The 20,924-nt window shown below is 66.4% G+C and carries 16 protein-coding genes and 2 tRNA genes; 5 read left to right on the top strand and 13 right to left on the bottom strand.

The genetic code is table 11. The features are described from left to right. Window positions 1–69: 69 nt before the first annotated feature. The 8 genes from infA to IT41_RS13370 form a co-directional block, all read right to left on the bottom strand. Window positions 70–288 (bottom strand): translation initiation factor IF-1, encoded by a 219-nt coding sequence (gene infA, locus IT41_RS13405; protein ID WP_010397442.1) that lies wholly within the window; start codon window positions 286–288, stop codon window positions 70–72. Between the two features lie 170 nt (window positions 289–458). Continuing rightward, on the bottom strand, window positions 459–1,691 hold the full coding sequence (locus tag IT41_RS19505; protein ID WP_052081537.1) for a FliM/FliN family flagellar motor switch protein: 1,233 nt from the start codon (window positions 1,689–1,691) through the stop codon (window positions 459–461). 70 nt (window positions 1,692–1,761) lie between these two features. Then, window positions 1,762–4,410, bottom strand: coding sequence for a sensor histidine kinase (locus IT41_RS13395; protein ID WP_036742245.1), 2,649 nt, complete (start codon window positions 4,408–4,410; stop codon window positions 1,762–1,764). Beyond that, a complete protein-coding gene (locus tag IT41_RS13390; protein WP_036742243.1) occupies window positions 4,400–4,654 on the bottom strand; it encodes a hypothetical protein in 255 nt (84 codons plus the stop codon). The genes IT41_RS13395 and IT41_RS13390 overlap by 11 nt, the downstream gene beginning before the upstream one ends. Beyond that, window positions 4,651–5,013 (bottom strand): response regulator transcription factor, encoded by a 363-nt coding sequence (locus IT41_RS13385; protein ID WP_036742240.1) that lies wholly within the window; start codon window positions 5,011–5,013, stop codon window positions 4,651–4,653. Before IT41_RS13385 ends, IT41_RS13390 begins: the two co-directional genes overlap by 4 nt. 59 nt (window positions 5,014–5,072) lie before the next feature. After that, window positions 5,073–6,362, bottom strand: a complete 1,290-nt coding sequence (locus tag IT41_RS13380; RefSeq protein ID WP_052081535.1) for a helix-turn-helix transcriptional regulator — start codon at window positions 6,360–6,362, stop codon at window positions 5,073–5,075. Window positions 6,363–6,578: 216 nt separating this feature from the next. After that, on the bottom strand, window positions 6,579–9,710 hold the full coding sequence (locus IT41_RS13375; protein WP_036742237.1) for an efflux RND transporter permease subunit: 3,132 nt from the start codon (window positions 9,708–9,710) through the stop codon (window positions 6,579–6,581). A gap of 33 nt (window positions 9,711–9,743) precedes the next feature. Continuing rightward, entirely contained in the window at window positions 9,744–10,973 is a 1,230-nt protein-coding gene (locus IT41_RS13370) for an efflux RND transporter periplasmic adaptor subunit (protein ID WP_036742236.1), read from the bottom strand. A 203-nt stretch (window positions 10,974–11,176) separates the two neighbouring features. Here IT41_RS13370 and IT41_RS13365 point away from each other — a divergent pair, with 203 nt between their 5' ends. Continuing rightward, complete coding sequence (locus tag IT41_RS13365; RefSeq protein WP_036742235.1) at window positions 11,177–12,808, top strand: acyl-CoA synthetase; 1,632 nt, start codon at window positions 11,177–11,179, stop codon at window positions 12,806–12,808. A gap of 114 nt (window positions 12,809–12,922) precedes the next feature. Further along, window positions 12,923–12,996, top strand: a tRNA-Gly gene (locus IT41_RS13360). Window positions 12,997–13,001: 5 nt separating this feature from the next. Here the strand turns inward: IT41_RS13360 and IT41_RS13355 are convergent. Beyond that, window positions 13,002–14,783 (bottom strand): glycosyl transferase family 90, encoded by a 1,782-nt coding sequence (locus IT41_RS13355; protein ID WP_036742234.1) that lies wholly within the window; start codon window positions 14,781–14,783, stop codon window positions 13,002–13,004. Between the two features lie 29 nt (window positions 14,784–14,812). Beyond that, window positions 14,813–15,235, bottom strand: a complete 423-nt coding sequence (locus IT41_RS13350) for a DUF1489 family protein (RefSeq protein WP_036742233.1) — start codon at window positions 15,233–15,235, stop codon at window positions 14,813–14,815. A gap of 115 nt (window positions 15,236–15,350) precedes the next feature. Here IT41_RS13350 and IT41_RS13345 point away from each other — a divergent pair, with 115 nt between their 5' ends. Beyond that, window positions 15,351–16,565, top strand: coding sequence for a multidrug effflux MFS transporter (locus IT41_RS13345; RefSeq protein WP_036742232.1), 1,215 nt, complete (start codon window positions 15,351–15,353; stop codon window positions 16,563–16,565). A 19-nt stretch (window positions 16,566–16,584) separates the two neighbouring features. On the opposite strand, the gene IT41_RS13340 is transcribed toward IT41_RS13345, so the two are convergent. Continuing rightward, window positions 16,585–17,460, bottom strand: coding sequence for a hypothetical protein (locus IT41_RS13340; protein WP_036742231.1), 876 nt, complete (start codon window positions 17,458–17,460; stop codon window positions 16,585–16,587). 314 nt (window positions 17,461–17,774) lie between these two features. Here IT41_RS13340 and IT41_RS13335 point away from each other — a divergent pair, with 314 nt between their 5' ends. Then, window positions 17,775–18,683: a helix-turn-helix transcriptional regulator gene (locus IT41_RS13335; RefSeq protein WP_052081533.1), complete on the top strand. Its 909-nt coding sequence runs from the start codon at window positions 17,775–17,777 to the stop codon at window positions 18,681–18,683. A gap of 105 nt (window positions 18,684–18,788) precedes the next feature. Here the strand turns inward: IT41_RS13335 and tsf are convergent, their stop codons facing one another. Together tsf and rpsB are read right to left on the bottom strand one after the other, a co-directional pair. Beyond that, window positions 18,789–19,679, bottom strand: a complete 891-nt coding sequence (tsf, locus tag IT41_RS13330; protein ID WP_036742229.1) for a translation elongation factor Ts — start codon at window positions 19,677–19,679, stop codon at window positions 18,789–18,791. Window positions 19,680–19,783: 104 nt separating this feature from the next. After that, window positions 19,784–20,572, bottom strand: a complete 789-nt coding sequence (gene rpsB / locus IT41_RS13325; protein WP_074948133.1) for a 30S ribosomal protein S2 — start codon at window positions 20,570–20,572, stop codon at window positions 19,784–19,786. A gap of 277 nt (window positions 20,573–20,849) precedes the next feature. Here rpsB and IT41_RS13320 point away from each other — a divergent pair. After that, window positions 20,850–20,922: transfer RNA gene (locus tag IT41_RS13320), tRNA-Thr, on the top strand. Window positions 20,923–20,924: the final 2 nt, after the last annotated feature.

The following is a 20,924-nucleotide window of genomic DNA, read 5'->3' as shown; positions in this document are numbered from 1 at the left end:
GAGTGATCGGTGCCTTTCCTCTCGACGCTGTCAGTCACGGGCGCTGGCGCATCCGAAGGGGTCCCGTTCCTACTTGAAGCGGTAATTGATCCGCCCCTTGGTCAGGTCATAGGTGTTCATTTCCACCTGAACCTTGTCGCCGGCGAGGACGCGGATACGGTTCTTGCGCATCTTTCCTGCCATATGTGCGATAATCTCATGGCCGTTTTCAAGCTCGACCCGGAATGTCGCATTCGGCAGGAGTTCCTTCACGACGCCGGGAAATTCGAGCATTTCTTCCTTGGCCATGTTCTCTCCTGTAAGGGGCTGCCCGCCGTTGTCGCGGGCGTCTGCTACATGCGTCCAGACGGCCGGGTTTTCAAGGGCAAACTGGGTTTTCGGGCGGCAGGTGTTGCGCCGCCGCCGGGGGGAGGCCGGGAATGCGCCCTGATCGCCGCTTCTGCGGGTTTCGCCCTTCGTCAGCCGGGCAGGGCGTTGCCTTCGGGAATCTGGCCGACAGAATTGCCGGGGCCGTCCATGTCGGCGGTCGCCGCCTGGCGGAATGCGTCCGGCTGGTTCAGGTCGGCGATGGGCGGTGCAGGATCCTTTGCGCCGAAAGCCGGAAGCGGCTGATTGCCGAATTGCACGGGAGCGGGCGCGGCGGCGCTGTCGGGGGGCTGCGCGCCGGTTCCGGCCTGTGCCCTGCTCTGCTCTGCAGGAGAGGCATGTCTCAGCCGGATCGCGTGAAAGCCATCCGCCTCGCCCAGTCGGCCGCGCGCCAGAAACTGCCCCTGTTCGGTTTCAACCCTGGCATCGTCCAGGACATTCTGAGGCAACGGGATCAGCGATCCGGGCGCCAGGGCCCGCAATGCCTGCAGGCTGAGCTTGCGCCGGCAGAGGATGCCGACAACCCGGACCGGGACCTGTCGGGCGGCCGCAGCCAGCGTGCCGGGAACGACCGGGCTGTCCGGTGACGCGTTGGCCGGAGGCAGGGCGCTGATTTTATCGACGGGTCCGGGCTGCGGGCGGATCGGCAACCCTCCCTCGGCCGGCAGGGCGATCAGGATCGAGGCATCGCGCTGGCCGCCGGACCCCACGCGAAAGCGCAGGCTCAGGCGCAGCATGTCGCCGTCTTCCAGCATCAGCGCAAGGGGCCGGGGATCGTCGATATAGGTGGCGTAGCGATAGGCGCCGAAGGCCGGATGCCCGGCGCCCGATCGCATCTCTTGCCCCAGCTCGGCAAGCAGCGCGTTGACGAAATCGGCCGATATGGTGGCATCGGTACGCGTCGGCTTGCGGCTTTGCGCGGGGCGCGAGGTGACACGCCCGATCGCCTGCATTTCGATCATCGCGGCAAGCAAATCGGGGCAAAGCGCCATGACACCCAGCTTGTCCCCCGGTCCTTCCAGCACCGCGAGCAGTGCCCGTTCCGGCAGCAATTCCGCCAGTTCGGGAACAGTCATGGCGGCAAGTTCCACCCCCTCGACAAAGACCGGCAGGCGATGCTGCTTTTCCGCCGCGCGCCCCAGGGCATTGGCGGCCGCGCGTTCCAGATCGAAGGCGAGCGGCATCGCGGCGGGCGCCGAAGCTGCGGGATTGCTGCCACGGGCGGCAATCATCCGGCGCAGGACCGATCCCGGAGCGCCAACCGCAGGGTTTTCACCTGAGACGCCATTCGCGCCTGCCGCCTGTTCCTGTGTCTGGCTTTCCATTTCCGGGCCGAATCATGACGCTTTCCGAGGCAGAGTGGCAGGGATTGATTGCCAAAAGGTTTAGCCGCCGCTAATTCGCATCATTCGCTTGCGAGACGGGCGGCCGCGCGGGCAGGGTGATGCGAAAACACGCACCGCCACGGCCCGGCAGATAGGCGATCCGACCGCCCAGGAACTCCATGATTTCCTTGCAGATCGCCAATCCGAGCCCGGCGCCGCCGGCGCGTGCGGGATCGTTCAGCCGGGCGAATTTCTCAAAGATCAGCGCGCGGCTTTCCGGCGCGATTCCCGAACCGTTGTCGCTGATGTCGATCTCGGTGCCGCCGGCAGCTGCGCGGCGGGTATCGATTCGGATGACCGGAAACTCGGCATCGCAATACTTGCGGGCATTCGCGATCACATTGATCAAGACCTGCAGCAGGCGGTCGGGGTCGGTGATGACCGACATATGCTCGGCCGGGCGATTGCGCTGAATGGTGAATGTGCGCTGCGGGGCGGTCGCGCCCGAGGCCGCGAGGGCCCGCTCGATCAGGTCATGCAGGTTGATCACCGCGGGCTTCAGCCGCGCGCTTCCCACTTCGAGCACGGCAAGGTCGATCAGGTCCTGCAGCAGCCGGGTCAGGCGGCTGGCCTCGTCATGGATGATCCCGGCAAAGCGGGACCGGTCCTCGTCAGACAGGCCGGGCTCTTTGAGGATTTCCGAAAACGCCTGAATCGAGGTCATGGGGGTGCGCAGCTCATGGCTGATCTGGCCCAGAAAGGCATCTTTATGCGCCGACAGTGCGGTAAGTTTATCGTTCGTTTCCCGTAGCATGGCAGCTGTTCTTGCGAGCTCGGATGAGGTCAGCTCAAGGCGTCTGTTCGCTTCGCGTGCCTGGCTGGCCTCGCCGGCGACCTCCATCAGATCGGCGACGGTCACGCCGCCCCGGCCGACCACGCGCGTCATCAGCGCCGCGGCGGTCGCGGCGCCGACCGTTCCCGCAAGGCGGCGTTCGAAATCGACCAGAAAGCGCGGCGTCAGATCCGGCAAATATCCCGATTTGCCTTGCTGCTCTGCCATGCCGCGAAAGAATTCCAGGGCGTTTTCGCTGCCCCATATCCGCCCGGCAAGGGTCAGAAGCTCTTCTGATTTGGTGGATGGCGCGGCCTCGTTCGGGGTGCTGTCCGGGGCAATGGCGTGAACGAAGGACAGCGCCTGCATGCGCTCGACGGGGTCGGGAAAGTCGATCAGGGAAACCAGAATGAGCAGCGTCAGGTTGACCGACAGGGCCAGCAGGACCGCCCCGGCAAAAGGATCGATTCCGGCGGGCATGACCGGCGGCGCGATCAGCCCGAGCGAGGGCAGGAACACCATTTGCGCCCAGATCAGGGCGCCGGCCAGAACGCCGGCCGTGGCGCCGCGCCGGGTGGCGCCGCGCCAGGACAGGCCGACGACCATCGCCGGCAGGACCTGCGCCATGCCTGAAAACGCCACGATTCCCATCGCCGCCAGCGCAGCGGTCCCGCCCGAGGCCTGATGATAGACCCAGCCCGCGCCGATCACCGCGACGATGGCCAGCCGTCTTGCGTTCAGCATCAGCGCGCCCAGATCCTCTTGCGCGCCGGCCGGCGCGGACAGCGTGGCCTGCCGCAGCCACAGCCACAGCGGCACCAGCCAGTGATTGGCCATCATCGTCGACAGCGCGATCGCGCTGACCACCACCATCGACATGGCCGAGGAGAACCCGCCCAGAAAGACCAGCGCCGCCAGCGTATCGAGCCCCTGCGACAGGGGCAGCGTCAGCACATAAAGATCGGGATTGGCGTCCGCCGGCAGAAAATCGCGCCCGATCACCGCAATCGGCAGGACCAGAAAGGACATGGCCGCCAGATAGGCGGGAAAGGCCCAGCCGGCATGGCGCAGCCGGTCCTCGTCATTGGCCTCGACCACGAGGACGTGGAACATGCGCGGCAGGACGACGACCGCGGCGCCGGACAGGGCGATCAGCGTGAACCAGCGGTCGGGGCGGATCAGCCAGCCCTGTCCTTCGGGCGATTCCGCCAGACGGTCGATGCGCGCCAGCACGTCGGCCGGGCCGTCGGCCAGCCCCCAGAGCACATAGGTGCCCACCGCGATAAAGGCGGCCAGCTTGACCACCGCCTCGACCGCGATCGCCATGACGACGCCGTGGTGACGCTCATCCGCGGCCAGGTTGCGGGTGCCGAACAGGATGGTAAAGGCGGCAAGCCCGATCCCAACCCAGAGCGAGATATTCCCCGGCAAGGGGTCCCCGGGTTCGGCAAAAACCGAGATAGCCATGGTAAACGACTGCAATTGCAGGGCAATATACGGCGTTGCCGCCAGCATGGAGATCAGCGTGACCAGCGCGGCCAGTGCCGCGGATTTGCCGAAACGGCTGGAGATCAGGTCCGCGATCGAGGTCACGCGATGCATGCGCGCCACGCGCAGCAGGCGCCGCAGGCCCCACCATGCACCGGCGAAAACGATGCCGGGCCCCAGATAGATGGTCAGGAATTCCAGCCCCGAGCGGCTCGCATAGCCGACCGCGCCGAAAAAGGTCCAGGCCGAGCAATAGACCGACAGCGACAGCGTATAGACGACCGGCCGGTCCATCCAGCGCCAGCGTCCGCGCGCCGCAGCCCGGTCGGCAGCATGGGCCAGCAGGAACATCAGCGCGATATAGGCGATTGCGGCGGCGCCCAGCGTTTCAGGCGTCATCCTCGTCCTCCGCCGGGGGCTGGGTCAGGATGCGGTGCAGCGCCGCGGTGGCGAGGATGGTCAGGCTCCAGGTCGCCGCCAGCCAGACGGTGCCCAGGGCATAGCTGAAATATTGCGGCAGCCAGATCGGCGGCAGCAGCGCCGCCAGCGCAAAGGCCGCCATGACGACACGGGTCGCGTCGGCTGCGCGGCGCCGGCGATAGCCCTCGCGGCCCAGAAACAGGCGGCGCGTCCTGGGCTTCATGCCCGGTCCAGAAATTCGTGCACGACCAGGCGCAGATCGGCATTGGCAAAGGGCTTGGCCAGCACGCGGTCGGCGCCCTCGGGCAGGGCGTCGGTGCCGCGCGCGGTCAGAAGCAGCACGGGCTGCCGGGCCAGCACGGAATCGGCGCGCAGATCGGCCAGCAATTCGCCGCCGCTGCGGCCCGGCAGCATCAGGTCCAGAATCACCAGCCGCGGCTTCAGCCGGCGGATCTGCCCGATGGCTTCGCTGCCATTCGCGCAATGCCGGCAGTTCCAGCCCTCGCGCGTCAGCACGAAACGGACGGCTTCGGCGATGCTGGGCTCATCCTCGATCAGCAGGACATCGATGGCCGAGGTCACGGGCGGGTTCCTTTCGGGATTTTTCCGATCATGGCGGGCGGGAACGGCGTTGTCAAAACTCAGGCGGGGCCGAGGATCGAGGGCTCGTGCCGCGCCATGCAGGAGGCGCGCGGACAGATGCGGCAGGCGGGGCCGATGCCCAGAACCGGGCGGCTGTCCTGTGCCGCCGCCGGCCGAAGAAGCATCTGCGCACGGCAGAGCGGCGGCCCGTCGAAGCCCATCGGCAACAGGCGTTCGGCCACCGCCCAGGCGGCAAAGCGCGACCCGCCCGTGGTCTCGATCAGCCGGGCGACCGGAAGCTGCGGCTGGGCCAGTGCCTCGAAGACCGGCCAGAGCGGGCAGCCTTCGCCGGGGCGGGGCAGGGGAAAGCCCGCCGCGGCAAGGCGCAGGAGCGAGGCGCCCGAGCCGTCGCAGACGATCAGCCCGGCCTGCGCCCAGGGACCGGGGCGCAAAGTGCCAAGCCGCCGCAGCACCAGATCGAGCGGCCGCCCCAGCCGCGCCGCGATCAGCGCCGGGTCGTCGGCCAGACCGGGCTCGGATATGGCCGCCGAAAGCGCGGCATCGGGCAACAGCGCGCGGTCATGGGCCAGCAGTTCGGCCAGCCCGCGCGCCAATGCCCGCCCGGCATCCGAGACCAGCTCGGCCGCCTCGGCGGGGTCGGGTTGGCCGGCGGCAAGCCAGGCCTCGACCTCTTCCTGCGGCGAACTGGGAACCGCGTCATCCTCGAAACTGTCCAGATAGGCGACCAGCGATTGCGCGGTGCGCGACAGGCGCTGGCTGTCGCTGTCCAGATTGGCATGGAAACGATCGCGCCATTCCGGCTCGATCTCGGGGGTTTCGGCCAGGATCGAGGCGGTCGAGCGCAGCGCCGTGACCGCAGACTGCACCTCGTGCAGGGTGGTCAGCAGATAGGGGTCGCGTGTCATGCGGTCCGACAACGCGACCAGCCGCCGTTCAAGCGCGTCGGCGCGCCGGATGGCGCCGGCAAGCGCGCTGGCCCAACCGGGAAAGCGGGCGGCGAATTCGGCGATCTGGTCAAGCTCGACCCCGGTGCCGGATTGCTCGGCCGCGCGGGCGGCGGCTTCGCGCAGGGTGCCGATCAGGATCTCTTCGCGATCCGAAGCCAGTTCGGCGGCGTCGATTTCCAGCGCCTCGGCCAGTCGCGACAGCAGCCTTTCGCCGACCGGGCGGCGGTTATGTTCGATCAGGTTCAGATAGGCGGCCGAGATTTCCGCCCGCTGCGCGATATCGGTCTGGCGCCGGCCCAGCGACAGGCGCCTTTCGCGGATGCGGGTGCCGATCAGCGGACGCGCGGGCGGGCGGGCGGTGGCCGGAAGCGGGCGCGGCATGGATCACCCCCTGCTGGCGGCAATGGTCGCCGGCGCGCGCCGCCGCCGTCCCTGCAGGGGCGCCCCTATGCTGATCTGGCTGCCGGTCATCATCCCCTTGCCCGTGGCGGCGGCTTTCGCTGCCCCGAGATTAGGCCCGGGGCGGCAACGGAGCAAGCGGGATGCGCGCGAACCGACCCCTGTCCGGTGCCGGTTCGGGCGGTTTGACGTTTTCGATCAGGCCTTTGCGCCCGCTGTCGCCGGCGGCACCATCGTGTCGGGCCGGCCCAGCATGCGCCGGACCAGCACGAAGAACAGCGGCACGAACAGCACGCCCAGCACCGTCGCCGAGATGGTGCCGCCCAGCACCGTCGCGCCGATCGTATTGCGCCCGTTGGCGCCCGCCCCGGTCGAGATGACCAGCGGCAGCACGCCCAGCGAAAAGGCGACCGAGGTCATGATGATCGGCCGGAAACGCTGGCGCGCGGCCTCGGTCACGGCATCATAGAGCGGCTTGCCGGCCTGGGCCTGTTCGCGGGCGAATTCGACGATCAGGATGGCGTTCTTGCCGGTCAGGCCGATCACCGTCAGCAGCCCGACCTGGAAGAACACGCCATTGTCGAAACTTCCCAGCCATGCCCCGACCAGCGCGCCCAGCACGCCGATCGGCATGGCCAGCATGACCGCAAAGGGAATCGCCCAGCTTTCGTACAGCGCCGCAAGGCAGAGGAACACCACCGCCAGCGACAGGGCGTAGAGCAGCGTCGTCTGGCTGCCCGCCTGCTGTTCCTCAAGCGACAGGCCGGTCCATGCGATGTCGAATCCCTCGGGCAGGCGCGCGGCCAGTTCCCCGATCGCGCTCATCCCTTCGCCGGTCGAGACGCCGGCGGCGGGCGAGCCCTGGATCTGCATCGCGGGCACGCCGTTATAGCGGGTCAGCCCCTGCGGGCCGAAACTCCAGCGGCCTTCGGCGAAATTCGAGAAGGGCACCAGCCCGCCGGCATTGTTGCGCACCCGCCATTTGTCGATATCGGTCGGCACCGCGCGCGACGACGCCTCGCCCTGCACATAGACGCGCTTGATCCGGCCGCGATCGATGAAATCGTTGACGTAATTCCCGGCCCAGGCCACCGAGAGCAGGCTGCCGACATCGGTGGCGCTGACCCCCATCGCGCCGGCCTTGCGCCAGTCGATATCCAGATTGTATTGCGCGGCATCCTCAAGCCCGTTCGGACGGGCGGATTCGATGCGCGCGTCCTGGGCGGCCATGCCCAAAAGCTGGTTGCGCGCCTCGAGCAGCTGCTCATGCGGCTGGCCGGCGCGGGCCTGCAGATAGAGGTCGAACCCCGAGACGTTGCCCAGCTCGATGACCGAGGGCGGCACGATCGGAAACACCATGGCATCGCGGATCTGCATGAAGGCAGGGAATGCGCGCCCGGCGATGGCCTGCACCGACTGATCGGGGCGCGGTCGCTCTGCCCAGTCCTTCAGCCGCAGGAAGACGATGCCCATGTTCTGGCCCTGACCGGCGAAACTGAAGCCCGAGACGCCGAAGGAGGAATCGACATTCGCCGCTTCGTTTTCGTTGAAATAGCCCTGGATCTGCCGGATCACGGCCTCGGTGCGTTCGGCCGTGGCGCCGGTCGGGCCCTGGATCAGGACGAACATGATCCCCTGATCCTCGTCGGGCAGGAAGCCGGTGGGGGTGCGCGCGAACATGTAGACCATCGCCGCGCCGATGCACAGATAGACCACCATCACGCGCAGCGGCCGGCGGATGATCCAGCCGACTGAGCTGCCGTAGCCGCCCATGATCCAGTCGAATCCGCGGTTGAACATGCCGAAGAAGCCGCGCGTCTTGTGGCCGTGCTCGTTGCGCAGCAGCGTGGCGCAAAGCGCCGGCGTCAGGGTCAGCGCGACCACCACCGAAAGCCCCATGGCCGAGGCGATGGTGATCGCGAACTGCTTGTAGATGACCCCGGTCGAGCCGCCGAAAAAGGCCATCGGCACGAAAACCGCCGACAGGACCAGCGCGATGCCGATCAGCGCGCCGGTGATCTGGCCCATGGATTTGCGCGTCGCGTCGCGCGGTGACAGCCCTTCCTCCTCCATGATCCGCTCGACGTTCTCGACCACCACGATGGCATCGTCCACCAGCAGGCCGATGGCCAGCACCATGGCCAGCATGGTCAGCGTGTTGATGGTGAATCCGAATGCCGCGAGAATCCCGAAGGTGCCCAGCAGCACGACCGGCACCGCCAGGGTCGGGATCAGCGTCGCTCGCCAGTTCTGCAGGAACAGCAGCATGACGAAGAACACCAGCACGATCGCCTCGATCAGCGTCTTGACCACTTCCTCGATCGAGATCAGCACGAAGGGCGTCGTGTCGAAGGGGATGACATATTCCATGTCCTCGGGGAAGAAGCGGGCGAACTCTTCCATCCGCGCCTTGACGCGTTCGGCCGTGTCGAGCGCGTTCGCGCCCGAGGCCAGGCTGATCGCCATGCCCGAGGCCGGCTGGCCGTTATACTGGGCGCTGGTCATGTAATCCTCGGCGCCGATCTCGACCCGGGCCACGTCCTTGAGCAGGATCAGCCCGCCATCGGCTTCGGCGCGCAGGACGATCTGCTCGAAATCCGAGGGCGTGGACAGAAGCGACTGCGCCGTGATCGTGGCATTGAGCATCTGCCCCTCGGGGGCGGGGCGCGAGCCGAAGGCGCCGGCCGAAATCTGCGCGTTCTCGGCCGACACGGCCGCGATCACATCGCCTGGCGTCATCTCAAAGGCGGCCAGTTTCGACGGGTCGAGCCAGATCCGCATCGCGTATTGCGCGCCGAAAACCTGCACCGAGCCGACGCCCTCGATCCGGCTGAGATCGTTGACGATGTTGGAATTCAGGTAATCGGCCAGATCGACCTGTTCGTAATCGGGATTGCTGGAGGTCAGCCCGACCACCATCAGAAAGCCCGAGGCGGATTTCTCGACCGTGATGCCCTGGCGCTGCACGGGTTCGGGCAGCAGCGGCGTGGCCTGCGAAAGCTTGTTCTGGACCTGCACCTGCGCGATGTCGGGATCGGTGCCGGTCTCGAAGGTAAGGTCGGTGCTGGAGGTCCCGGCCGAGGTCGAGGACGAGCTGAAATAGCGCAGCCCGTCGAGCCCGGTCATCTGCTGTTCGATGATCTGGGTGACGGTATTGGCCACGGTTTCGGCCGAGGCGCCGGGATAATTGGCGCGGATCGTCACCGTCGGCGGCGCGATCTGCGGATATTGCGCGACCGGCAGCGACAGGATCGACAGGATCCCCAGCCCCATGATCAGGATCGAGATCACCCAGGCGAAAACCGGACGGTCGATGAAGAAACGGGCCATATGTGGTTCCTGTCCTTTTTCCGCGACGAAAGATCAGTTCGTCGTTTCTCCGTCCTGAGCTGCGGCCTCTGCCGAGGCCTCTTCTGCCGCGGTCTCCTCCTGCGGCGCGGCCGCGGTCCCGGCTTCCTGTGCGTCGCCGCCGGCGGTGGCGGGCGGCTGGCGTTCCTCGGGCGCCACGGTCATGCCGGGGCCGATCTTTTGCAGCCCCTCGACGACGATCCGGTCGCCATCGCCCAGCCCTTCGCTCACCACCCAGTCATTGCCGCTGTCCTGCAGGATGGTCAGTTGCCGCTGCTCGACGATATTCTCGTCATTGACCACCAGCGCGATGGGCTGGCCGCGACGGTCGCGGGTGACGCCCTCCTGGGGCGCCAGCACCACGCCGCGCGCGATGGCGCGCTGCACCACCGCCTGGACATACATGCCGGGCAGCAGGATCCGGTCGGGATTGTCAAAGGCCAGGCGCAGGGTCACCACGCCGGTGGTTTCGTTCACATAGGGCTCGGCCGCGGCAACCCGGCCTTCATGTGCGAAATCCGAGCCATCCGCCAGGCGCAGCGTCACCTTCTGGTCGCTGCGGATCTTCCAGTCGGTTTCGGCCATCTGCCGGCGGAACAGGATCACCTCGGCCGCCGACTGGGTCACGTCGACATAGACCGGGTCGATCTTGCGGATCACCGCCAGCGGGTTGACCTGGCTGGCCGTGACCAGCGCGCCCTGGCTGGTCTGGGCCAGGCCGATCTCGCCGTCCAGCTGGGCGCGGATGGTGGTGCGATCCAGCTCGATCCGGGCGGTCTGCAACTGCGCCTCGGCGACCTTGACCGCCGCTTCGGCGGCGTCGCGCGCGGCAATGGCGCTGTCGGTCGAGCTTTCGCTGGCGACCCGGCGGTCGCGCAGCGCGCCGACGCGCTCGGCCTCGCGCCGGGCATTCTCGGCCTGGGCGACGGCCTGCGCCACGGCGGCCTCGGCCTGCGCCACGGCGGCCTCATAGGTGGTGGGGTCGATCCGGAAGAGCGGCGCGCCCGGCTTGACGTGGCGGCCCTCCTGGAACAATCGCTCGGTGACGATGCCGTTCACCTGGGGCCGCACCTCGGCCTCGGCCGAGGCGGCCACGCGGCCGGGCAGGGTCGAGGTCAGCGGCACGTCCTGGGCGCGCAGCGTGACGACGGTTACCGCCGGGGGCGGCGCCTCGCCTGGCTGCTGCGCCAGCGCGAGAATGGGAAACAATCCCGCGGCCAGCGGCAGTATCAGGCGCCTGGCCATTCGACGTGACATATCGGACATGGTCTTGCTCCGCAGGGGCTGGGACTTCGGGCACATAACGATCAGCAACCACCGCGACATTCAATCCCCAAAACCGACATCGTGATCAGTTTCTATCCGCGCCGGCCGTGCCGGGCTTGCCGTTCCACCCGGCCCTGCGCATTGTGGCATCTCGCAACGCGGTCGGCAAATGGGAGAGTGCCATGCCTCATTACAACATCTACGAGCAGGGGCTGGATGCATGCGCGGCCAATTACGAGCAGCTTTCGCCTTTGCGCTATATCGAGCGGACGGCCGAGATCCATCCCGAGGCGCTGGCGGTGGTGCATGAGGGCCAGCGCCGGAACTGGGCCGAGACCTATGCGCGCTGCCGCCGGGTTGCCGGCGCGCTGCAGGCGCGCGGCCTGCGGCCGGGCGATACGGTCGCGATCATCGCCGCCAATATCCCCGAACTGTTCGAGTGCCATTTCAGCGTGCCGATGGCCGGCGGGGTTCTGAACGCGATCAATACGCGGCTGGATGCCGAGGCGGTGGCCTTTATCCTGAACCATGGCGAGGCGCGGGTATTGCTGGTCGATCCCGAATTTTCCGAACTGGCCGAGCGGGCGGTGCGGATCGCAGGCCGCGACGATATCATGGTGGTCGATATCATCGACCCCTCCTATGACGGCGGGCGGCGGATCGGTCAGGTCAGCTATGACGATCTGCTGGCCGAGGGCGATCCGGAATTCGACTGGCGGCTGCCTGGCAGCGAATGGGACGCGATCGCGCTGAACTATACGTCGGGCACGACGGGCGATCCCAAGGGCGTGGTCTATCACCATCGCGGCGCGGCGCTGAACGCCATGGCCAATATCGTCTCATGGGGGATGCCGCAGCATGCGCGCTACCTGTGGACGCTGCCGATGTTTCACTGCAACGGCTGGTGCTTTCCCTGGACCATCGCCGCCAATGCCGGGGTCTGCATCTGCCTGCGCGCGGTCCGGGCGGAGCCGATCTGGCGCCTGATCCGCGAGGAAAAGGTCAGCCATTTCTGCGGCGCGCCGATCGTGCTGAACATGCTGGTCAACGCGCCGGACGAGCTGAAGGTTTTCGACCATGAGATCAAGGTCATGACGGCGGGCGCAGCACCGCCGGCGGCGGTGATCGCGGCGATGGAGGCGATGGGCATATCGGTTACCCATGTCTATGGCCTGACCGAGACCTATGGCCCTTCGGTCGTCTGCGCCTGGAAGGGGGCGTGGGACGCGCGCCCGGCCGAAGAGCGCGCAAAGCTGAAATCCCGGCAGGGGGTGCGCAATCCGGCGCTTGGCGGGCTGATGGTCGCCGATCCCGAAACCATGCGGCCGGTGCCGCGCGACGGCGCCACCATGGGCGAGATCTTCATGCGCGGCAACAATGTGATGAAGGGCTATCTGAAAAACCCCTCGGCCACCGAGCGCAGCTTTCGCGGCGGCTGGTTCGCCTCGGGCGATCTGGGGGTGATTCATCCCGACGGCTATATCGAGCTGAAGGACCGCTCGAAGGATATCATCATCTCCGGCGGCGAGAATATTTCCTCGATCGAGGTCGAGGACGTGCTTTACAAGCATCCCGACGTGATGGAGGCCGCCGTGGTCGCGCGCCCGGATCAGAAATGGGGCGAGACACCCTGTGCATTCGTGGCGCTGAAGCCGGGGCGGGCGCTGTCCGAGGGCGATCTGATCGCCTTTTGCCGGCAGAACATGGCCCATTTCAAGGCGCCCAAGACGGTGGTTTTCGGCGATCTGCCCAAGACCTCGACCGGGAAGATCCAGAAGTTCATGCTGCGTGACCGGGCCCGCGCGATGGGATAGGCCGGCGCGGCGGCACCGGAGGCATGGATATTTGGATGAAGAAGAAGGCGAGGCGCCTGTTCTGCGCTTTGCGCTTGCGGTGGGGCGGCGCGGGATGCTATCTGCTTGCCCTGCGCGGGTATGGTGAAATGGTATCACACGAGCTTCCCAAGCTCTTGGCGCGGGTTCGATTCCCGCTACCCGCTCCAATCCATCACGGCCGTTCGGGCTCGGGGCGCGCTTTCGGGGCGTGTTCGCGGCAGCTTTCCTGATAGGCGGCGACGGTCAGTTCCAGATATCGGTTGCGGATATTCCGGTCGGCTAGCTTCAGGCATTGCCGGCGGGCATCTTGTGACATGGCCTGGCATTTTTCCGGGTTGCGGCGCGCCCAGTCCAGCTTGTCGAGGATATCGCCGGCGCCCGGGGCCAGCGGGATGTAATGCTGCCAGGGCCTGAACAGGAAGGAATAGAACAACTCCCACCCGTCCTCTTCCTTGAGCACGACCGAATTGCTGTTCGCGCCCAGCAGGAAATTCGAGCCGGTGTCGTTGCCGCGCAACGAGATCATGTAGCGATAGCGATGGAAAAAGGCCGGGCGGCGGAAGCTATCCGTCAGATGGGTCTTGCCGATCCGTTCCAGCGCCGCGCGGGTTTGCTCGTCCGGGGTCAGGGCGGCGTCGATATCGGCCGCGCCGGCATGGGTTTCGACAAAGGCGAAGCGGATGTTGCGCGACAGCAGGTCCTGCGCGGCGCGGCTTTCGGGGGAATCGGGCGGCGTGCCGGCGATGACGGAGATCGGCCCTTCGACCGCGTCGTGGAAATGGCCCGCGACGACATCGCTGCAATTGCCGGACAAGGCGCCGCGCCAGACCGCCCTGTCCACCTTGTCCGCGAAAGCGAGGCTGTCGCTGACCCGCTGGCCGGGGAAATTGCTGGCGCCGATGGTGTGATAGCCGGGCAGCGGCCAGAGAAACACGTTCTCGGCCCCCTGGCGCCGGCAATAGGCGATGACCGGATGGCCGACGCGCTTGCCCGGGGTGCCGACGCGGCGGGCATCCTGCATGTCGATGACGAATTTGCCGTCCCGGCTGTGCCGCGCGATCTGGCTGATGGTGGTTGCCGTGCGCTGGAACTTGTCCGCGCGTCTGTCGGTCAGGTAAACGCCGTTTTCATCCTGCGCCAGCGGCAGCCTGTTCCCCGCCCGGTCAAGGCCGGTTTTCGTCGCGGCATCGAAATGCGCCACCATCAGCGAGGCGGCGCGATAGCCTTCGGGTCCGTTATGCAGACGGGCCGGCCGGGCGAATTCGGCCATCTGTCTGGCCGTCTGCTCGATCTCGTCGGCAGAGAACGAGTGTTCGGAATCGTCGGCCCAGAGCATCTTTTGCAGGCCGGGCAGATAGGCGGCACGGCTGTCGATGACCTTTTCGTCCGGCAGGTCCGGGCAATGTTTCAGGTCGAACCACTGGCCGAAGATGTCGCGGTAATCCTCGGGCCGGGCGGTGTCGATGTCGATATCGACGAATTCCGGCCGGCCCTTGAAATAGGCCCGGCATCCGGCCAGATGGCGTTCCCAGTCGGCATACCAGATCTCGGCCAGGTCGGGCAGGGAAACGCCCACATGCGTGGCATGGAAATGCGCGTATTCGCCGCCCTGATGCATGTAGCGGCTGTTGATCCAGTCATAGACGTTGCGCGTGTTCAGCACGAAGATCGCGCCGGGACAGGCGCGGTCGAGAAATTCGTATTCCTTGAACCCTTCCAGCATCGGCGCGCCGTAGCGATGGACCGATTCCATGTCGGTGAACAGCACGGTCTGGTCGATCCATGGCTGCAGCGGCGGGCGGCCAACGGCCTTGGAATAGGCGATATCCTCGGCCAGCCTGCCGCCCAGCCAGTGCAGGCCGGGCAGGCCATTCATCTGGAACAGCTCGGTCAGGAACTTGGTGCCGCATTTGTTGAAACCGATCTGGAAGACTTTTCTGTGAACGGGCGCCATGGATCACTTTCGGGCGGGGCAGGGCATGTTCAGCGCAGGCCCATATCGGCAAGCGCGCGGGCGATGTCGGCCGGCAGGGCCGGTTCGGTCTCGCGGCCGTGGGGCAGGTCCGGCGGGGCATCGCCGGCAGGCAGGTAGCGCCAGCCCTGAAAGGGACGGCGCGGGACCGCGGCGACACGGATCAGTTCGGGCCCGAGGATCAGCGCGCAGCGGCGGATGCCGTCCTCTCCCAGGACCTCCTGCAGCTCGAGGATGCGCTGGCGGGCCTGCATCACCCCCTTGAACACCCAGTAGATCGAGCCGCCATCCAGAAGCTCGGCCTCGCGACGGGGCCACATGCGCGTGACATGGCGGGCGGGGCCGCCCTGGTAGCGCTGCCTTTGCCATGCGGCCAGTTCGGCCGGGTCGTCGCAGCCGACGCAGAGTTTCATCAGGTTCAGGGTTCCGCTCATGCACCAGATATAGCCCCGGGGCAGGCGCGCGCAAGCGCCCCGGGCGCGCGGCCTGCGGGCTTGCTTTGGCCGGCGGTGGCGGGTAGGTCCGGCGGGTCGCATAGTGGAAAGCCTCATGTCCGATCTGATCCCGCAGCCTGTCCGCCGGCAACCGATGCCGGCCTTTGTCGCGATGCTGGCGCTGATCTTTGCGGTCATCGCCTATTCGATCGATTCGATGCTGCCGGCGCTGCCCGAGATCGCCAGCGAACTGTCGCCCGGCAATCCCAATAACGCGCAGCTCGTGCTGACCTCTTTCGTGGCGGGCATGGGGCTGGGCCTGCTGGCGGCGGGGCCGTTTTCCGATGCCTTCGGGCGCAAGCCGGTGATCATCATCGGCTTTGCCGTCTACGCGCTGGCCGCCGTCGCGGCGGTGTTCGCCAATTCGCTGGAACTGCTGCTGGCGTCGCGCTTTATCCAGGGGCTGGGGGCGGCGGCGCCGCGCATCGTGTCGCTGGCCCTGGTGCGCGACATGTATCAGGGCCGCGAGATGGCCCGGATCACCAGCTTTGCCATGATGATCTTTATCCTGATCCCGGCCGTCGCACCGTCGATCGGCGCGGTCATCATTCATTTCGTCGGCTGGCGCGGCGTGTTCGGATCCTTTGTGGTGATGGCGCTGGCGGGCAGCCTGTGGCTGGGCCTGCTGCAGCCCGAGACGCTGCCGGCCGCCGCGCGCCGCAAGCTGAACATGGGCAATCTGATCGTCTCGGCGCGCGAGGTCATGGTCAACCGGCAGGTGCAGCTGATCACCCTGGTCATGACGCTGGGCTTCGGACAGATGTTCGCCCTGCTGAGTTCCGCCCAGCAGCTTTTCGTCGAGACCTACGGCACCGGAGACAATTTTCCGCTCTGGTTCGCTGGCATGGCGCTGCTGTCCGGCACCGGGACGGTGCTGAATGCACGCTATGTGATGCGGCTTGGCATGCGGCGGATCGTGACGGCAGCCTATGCGATGCAGGTGCTGGTCTCGGGGGTGATGACGGTGCTGGTCTTGGGCGATCTGCTGCCGGAGGCGCTGAAATTCCCGGCCTTCTTCCTGTGGTCGGTCAGCGTGTTCTTCATGGCCGGCGTGACCTTCGGCAACCTCAACGCCATGGCGCTGCAGCGCATGGGCCATATCGCGGGAATGGCGGCTTCGGTCATCGCGGCGGTCTCGACGACCGGGGCGGTGGTGATCGCCGCGCCGGTCGGGCTGCTTTACGACGGCACCGCGCGGCCGATCATCCTGGCGACGGTGATCTGCTCGGCGCTGGCGCTGTGGCTGATGCGCCGCGTCGACGAGATCTGAGGCCGCGCCCGCCTCGCGGTCAGGGGGCGATGAACTCGATCCCGGGCAGCGCCGCGATCTCGGCCACGTCGCGGTCATAGGCCGCGGTGATCCGGTCCACGAGTTCCTGCGTCCAGCCCGGCAGGTTCACCTCGATATCGATCTCCTCGGGCAGGGCGTGTTTCTCGAGCGCCTCGGAAAAGATCCGGCGGCGGCTGGCGGTGGTCAGCCGCTCTTCCCGCGCCAGGGCTTCGCGGATCATGTGGATGCCCTCGGGACGCATGATGTCGCCCAGGATCTGCAATCCGGCCTTCAGCGGCACATCGCTGGGCATGGTCGCGATCCTGCGCACCACCTCGGGCCAGATCAGCGCCGTGTCCTCGTTGCACCAGACGATGATGCGGTGACCGGGCAGGTGTGACAGGATGCTGCGGATCGTGGGCGCCCAACGCATGGCCTCGGGATCGACGCCGGCCATGACCTCGCGATAGGTGCCGGTGTTCTTGTGCGAGACGACATGGGGAATCAGCGTGGCGGGGTTCTTCAACGCCAGAAAGAACTCCACCTCGCAATCGGGAAAGAGATTGGCCAGCGCCGCCATTTTTTCGCCGGCGGTGACATAGAGCCCCTCGGGCGAGATCGCGCGCCGCTCCGTGCCCAGGAAATTGGGGGTGCTGCAGATCATGCGCTTGGGATCGTCCACCTCGAGCAGGCTGTCCAGCATCACCTGCTGCATGTCCGGCGTCGCCGGCGCGCCCTGCAGCGCATTGGTGGCGCTCAGGAAAACCTCGCGGTGGCTGCTGGGAGTCAGCGGCTCGATTCCGTTGCGCAGGAGCCAGTCGCGGTTCTGCAGCAATGTCTTGACCATCCGGTAAATGTCCGTGCCATGGACACCGCAGTGAAAGGCGACCTGCATTCGTGAAGCTCCCGCTTTGTTTGGCGGCACATTAGCGGGCATCAAAGGGCAGGAAAACCTCTCTGCCGCGCCCGGTCGGGGGGCGCGGTGCGACGCCTCGTCCGGAGGTCCGGGCGATGCAACCAGCAATTGTCAGCATCGCCTTGATAGAATTGTATTTTACATTTCCCATCCGCACAATGTACAGCGATGTCGAATAGGTTTATTGCGTTGTCATTGAACACGCCTGGTTTTGGGGTAATAATATTTCGATCAATGCTGAACTATTGCAATTTTTGTGGCAGGCGTGAAATGCCCCGGCGGGATGTGGCGGAATGCTGGACGCCGTAGAGAGGATCCTTTCTGGGCGCTCGGCCGAGAGTGTCTGGCAGTCCTATGTGGAGTCGATGACCCGATGGGGCTTTCCGCATGTCTCCTATCAGGCGGTGCGGCTGCTCCGCACCTTCAATGCAAGGGTGATTGATGACAGCATCCTGCTGTCCAGCCACGCGCCGCGCCTGCTGCACGAACTGCTGGCGCAGAACCTGGTGACCAACACCCCGATGTATCGCTGGATCGAGCGCAATATCGGAAGCGAAAGCTGGGACTGGCTGAACGCGCGGCGCATTGCCGGCCGGCTCAGCGACGAAGAGCTGCGCGTGCTCGAACTGTTCCGGTCCTATGGCTATGTGGCCGGCTATGCGATCAGCCTTGGCGACACGATCCAGCGGGTGCGGGCCGGCGTCATCCTGAATGGCGCGGTGGGCCAGCAACAGGACAAGCTGGATGGCTACTGGACGAAATATCGCCGCGAAATCGAGGCGCTGACCGGCATCGTTCACCTGCGTCTGACGAACCTGCCCTATAACCAGCCCGACGAGGTGCTGACATTGCGGCAGCGCGAGGTGCTTGAAAGCATCTCGATCGGGCGCACCACGCAGGAGATCGCCGAGCTTCTGGACCTGACCCCGGCAACCGTCGAGAAGCATCTGCGTCTGGCGCGCAAGGCCCTGGGGGCGCGAACGACCGCCCAGGCGATCCTGCTGGCATCGAGCCGCCGGCAGATCTTTCTCGATCCCGGTGAGCCATGCACCGTGCAGAGCGGGGGGAGCCAGCGCGGGACGAGCCAGAGCGGGACGAGCAAGCCTGCCGCCGCGGTCTCGGCCTCGACCGATGCCTGGCGCTTTACGAGCTTTGCGCCCTTTTCCTCTGTCAGTCGCGAACCCGGGAAGGAAGACCAGTAGCGGCGCGGGGCGCGCAGCGGCCGGGAAAACGGCGATTCCGGATCGCCGGAGCCGGGTGCGGCGCGGGCCCCCGCCCGGAACCGGGCGGGGGCGTCGCTTTGCGGATCAGTTGCCGCCCAGGGTCTTGGCGACCTCGGCTGCGAAATCCTCTTCCTTCTTCTCGATGCCTTCGCCGACCGCGACGCGGGCATAGCCGGTCACTTCGACGCCGGCCTCTTTTGCGGCCTGGGCCACGGTGACATCCGGGTTGATGACGAATTTCTGGCCCAGCAGGGTGACTTCCTCGAAGAATTTCGCCATCCGGCCAAGGATCATCTTTTCGATGACCGCCTCGGGCTTGCCGGATTCACGCGCCTGTTCGGTCAGCACGGATTTCTCGCGCTCGACCAGCGCCGGGTCCAGATCGGCCTCGGACAGCGAGGCGGGGCTGGTCGCGGCGATATGCATCGCGATCTGCTTGCCGATCTCCTGCGCCTTGTCCTTGGGGCCGTTCAGCGCGACCAGCACGCCGATCTTGCCCATGCCCTCGGCCGCGGCGTTGTGGACATAGGAAACGATGGTCTCGCCTTCCAGCACATGCATGCGGCGCAGGGTCATGTTCTCGCCGATGCGGGCGATGGCGTCGGTCAGGACCTCCTCGACCTTCTTGCCGTTCAGCTCGGTCGCTTTCAGGATCTCGACATTCTCGCCGGTCTGCAGGGCGATATCGGTGATGTCACGCACCAGCTTCTGGAAATCCGCGTTCTTGGCGACGAAATCGGTTTCCGAGTTCAACTCGACCGCGACCCCGCGACCGTCGCCGACGGCGACCCCGATCAGACCCTCGGCGGCGATGCGGTCCGATTTCTTGGCGGCCTTGGCCAGACCCTTGGTGCGCAGCCAGTCGACGGCGGCTTCCATGTCGCCATTGGTTTCGGTCAGCGCCTTCTTGGCGTCCATCATGCCCGCGCCGGTCGATTCGCGCAGCTCTTTCACCATCGCAGCGGTGATAGCCATCGGGTTGTCTCCTTGCTTTTCAATGCGTCAGGCGGGGCTTATCCCCGCCTGATGAACGTTATGTGAAACCTGGCATCTGCGGCCATCCGGGCCGCCGGCCGGGATCAGGCCTCGGCGGCGGCTTCTTCGGCGGCTTCGCCTTCCAGGTCCTCGGCCGGGGTCGCCTCGAGCGCGCCCAGGTCGACACCGGCGGCGCCCATCTGGGCGGTCATGCCGTCCAGCGCGGCGCGGCTGGCCAGATCGCAATACAGCGCGATGGCGCGGGCGGCGTCGTCATTGCCCGGGATGATGTAATCCACACCCTTGGGCGAGCAGTTGGTATCGACCACGGCGACGACCGGGATACCCAGCTTTTTCGCCTCGGCGATGGCCAGGTCTTCCTTGTTCACGTCGATCACGAACAGCAGGTCGGGCAGGCCGCCCATTTCGCGGATGCCGCCCAGCGACGCCTGCAGCTTGGCCTGCTCGCGCTCCATGCCCAGACGCTCTTTCTTGGTCAGGCCCTCGGCGCCCGAGGACAGCGTCTCGTCAAGCGCCTTGAGGCGCTGGATCGACTGCGACACGGTTTTCCAGTTGGTCAGCGTGCCGCCCAGCCAGCGGTGGTTCATGTAATATTGCGCCGATTTCTCGGCGGCATCGGCGACCGGCTTCTGCGCCTGGCGCTTGGTGCCGACGAACAGCACGCGGCCGCCCTTGGCGACGGTGTCGCGCACGACCTGCAGCGCCGCGTCGAGCATCGGCACGGTCTGGGTCAGGTCGAAGATGTGAATGCCGTTGCGTTCACCATAGATGAACTCGGCCATGCGGGGGTTCCAGCGTTGCGTCTGGTGGCCGTAATGAACGCCAGCTTCAAGCAGCTGACGCATGGAGAAATCGGGAAGCGCCATGTCCATTTCCTTTCCGGTTTGCGCCTTGGCGGGGCTTTCAGGGCAGTGCCCCAACCGGTGGACCGTCGAAGGATGTCTCCCTCCGGGGCCCGACCCCGCCTGTGAAGTGCGCGCGGAATAGTCCGACCGCGCGCGGATTGCAAGCCCCGATGCGCATTTTCGGTCGCCCCGCGGGGGTAGGGCGCCCGTGTCGCCGCATTTCACGGGGCGCGAAATCGGATACCGGCCGCGCCGGCAGATGCTTGCCCAGATGCGGAGGGGCTGCTAAATGACAATCCGCGTGGCCCCTATAGCTCAGCTGGTAGAGCAGCGGTTTTGTAAACCGAAGGTCGGCGGTTCGATCCCGTCTGGGGGCACG

This window comes from Paracoccus halophilus (genome assembly GCF_000763905.1).
Taxonomy (GTDB): Bacteria; Pseudomonadota; Alphaproteobacteria; order Rhodobacterales; family Rhodobacteraceae; genus Paracoccus; species Paracoccus halophilus.
The sequence above is the reverse complement of the archived record's forward strand: the minus strand, read 5'-3'. Positions and strand labels throughout refer to the sequence as shown.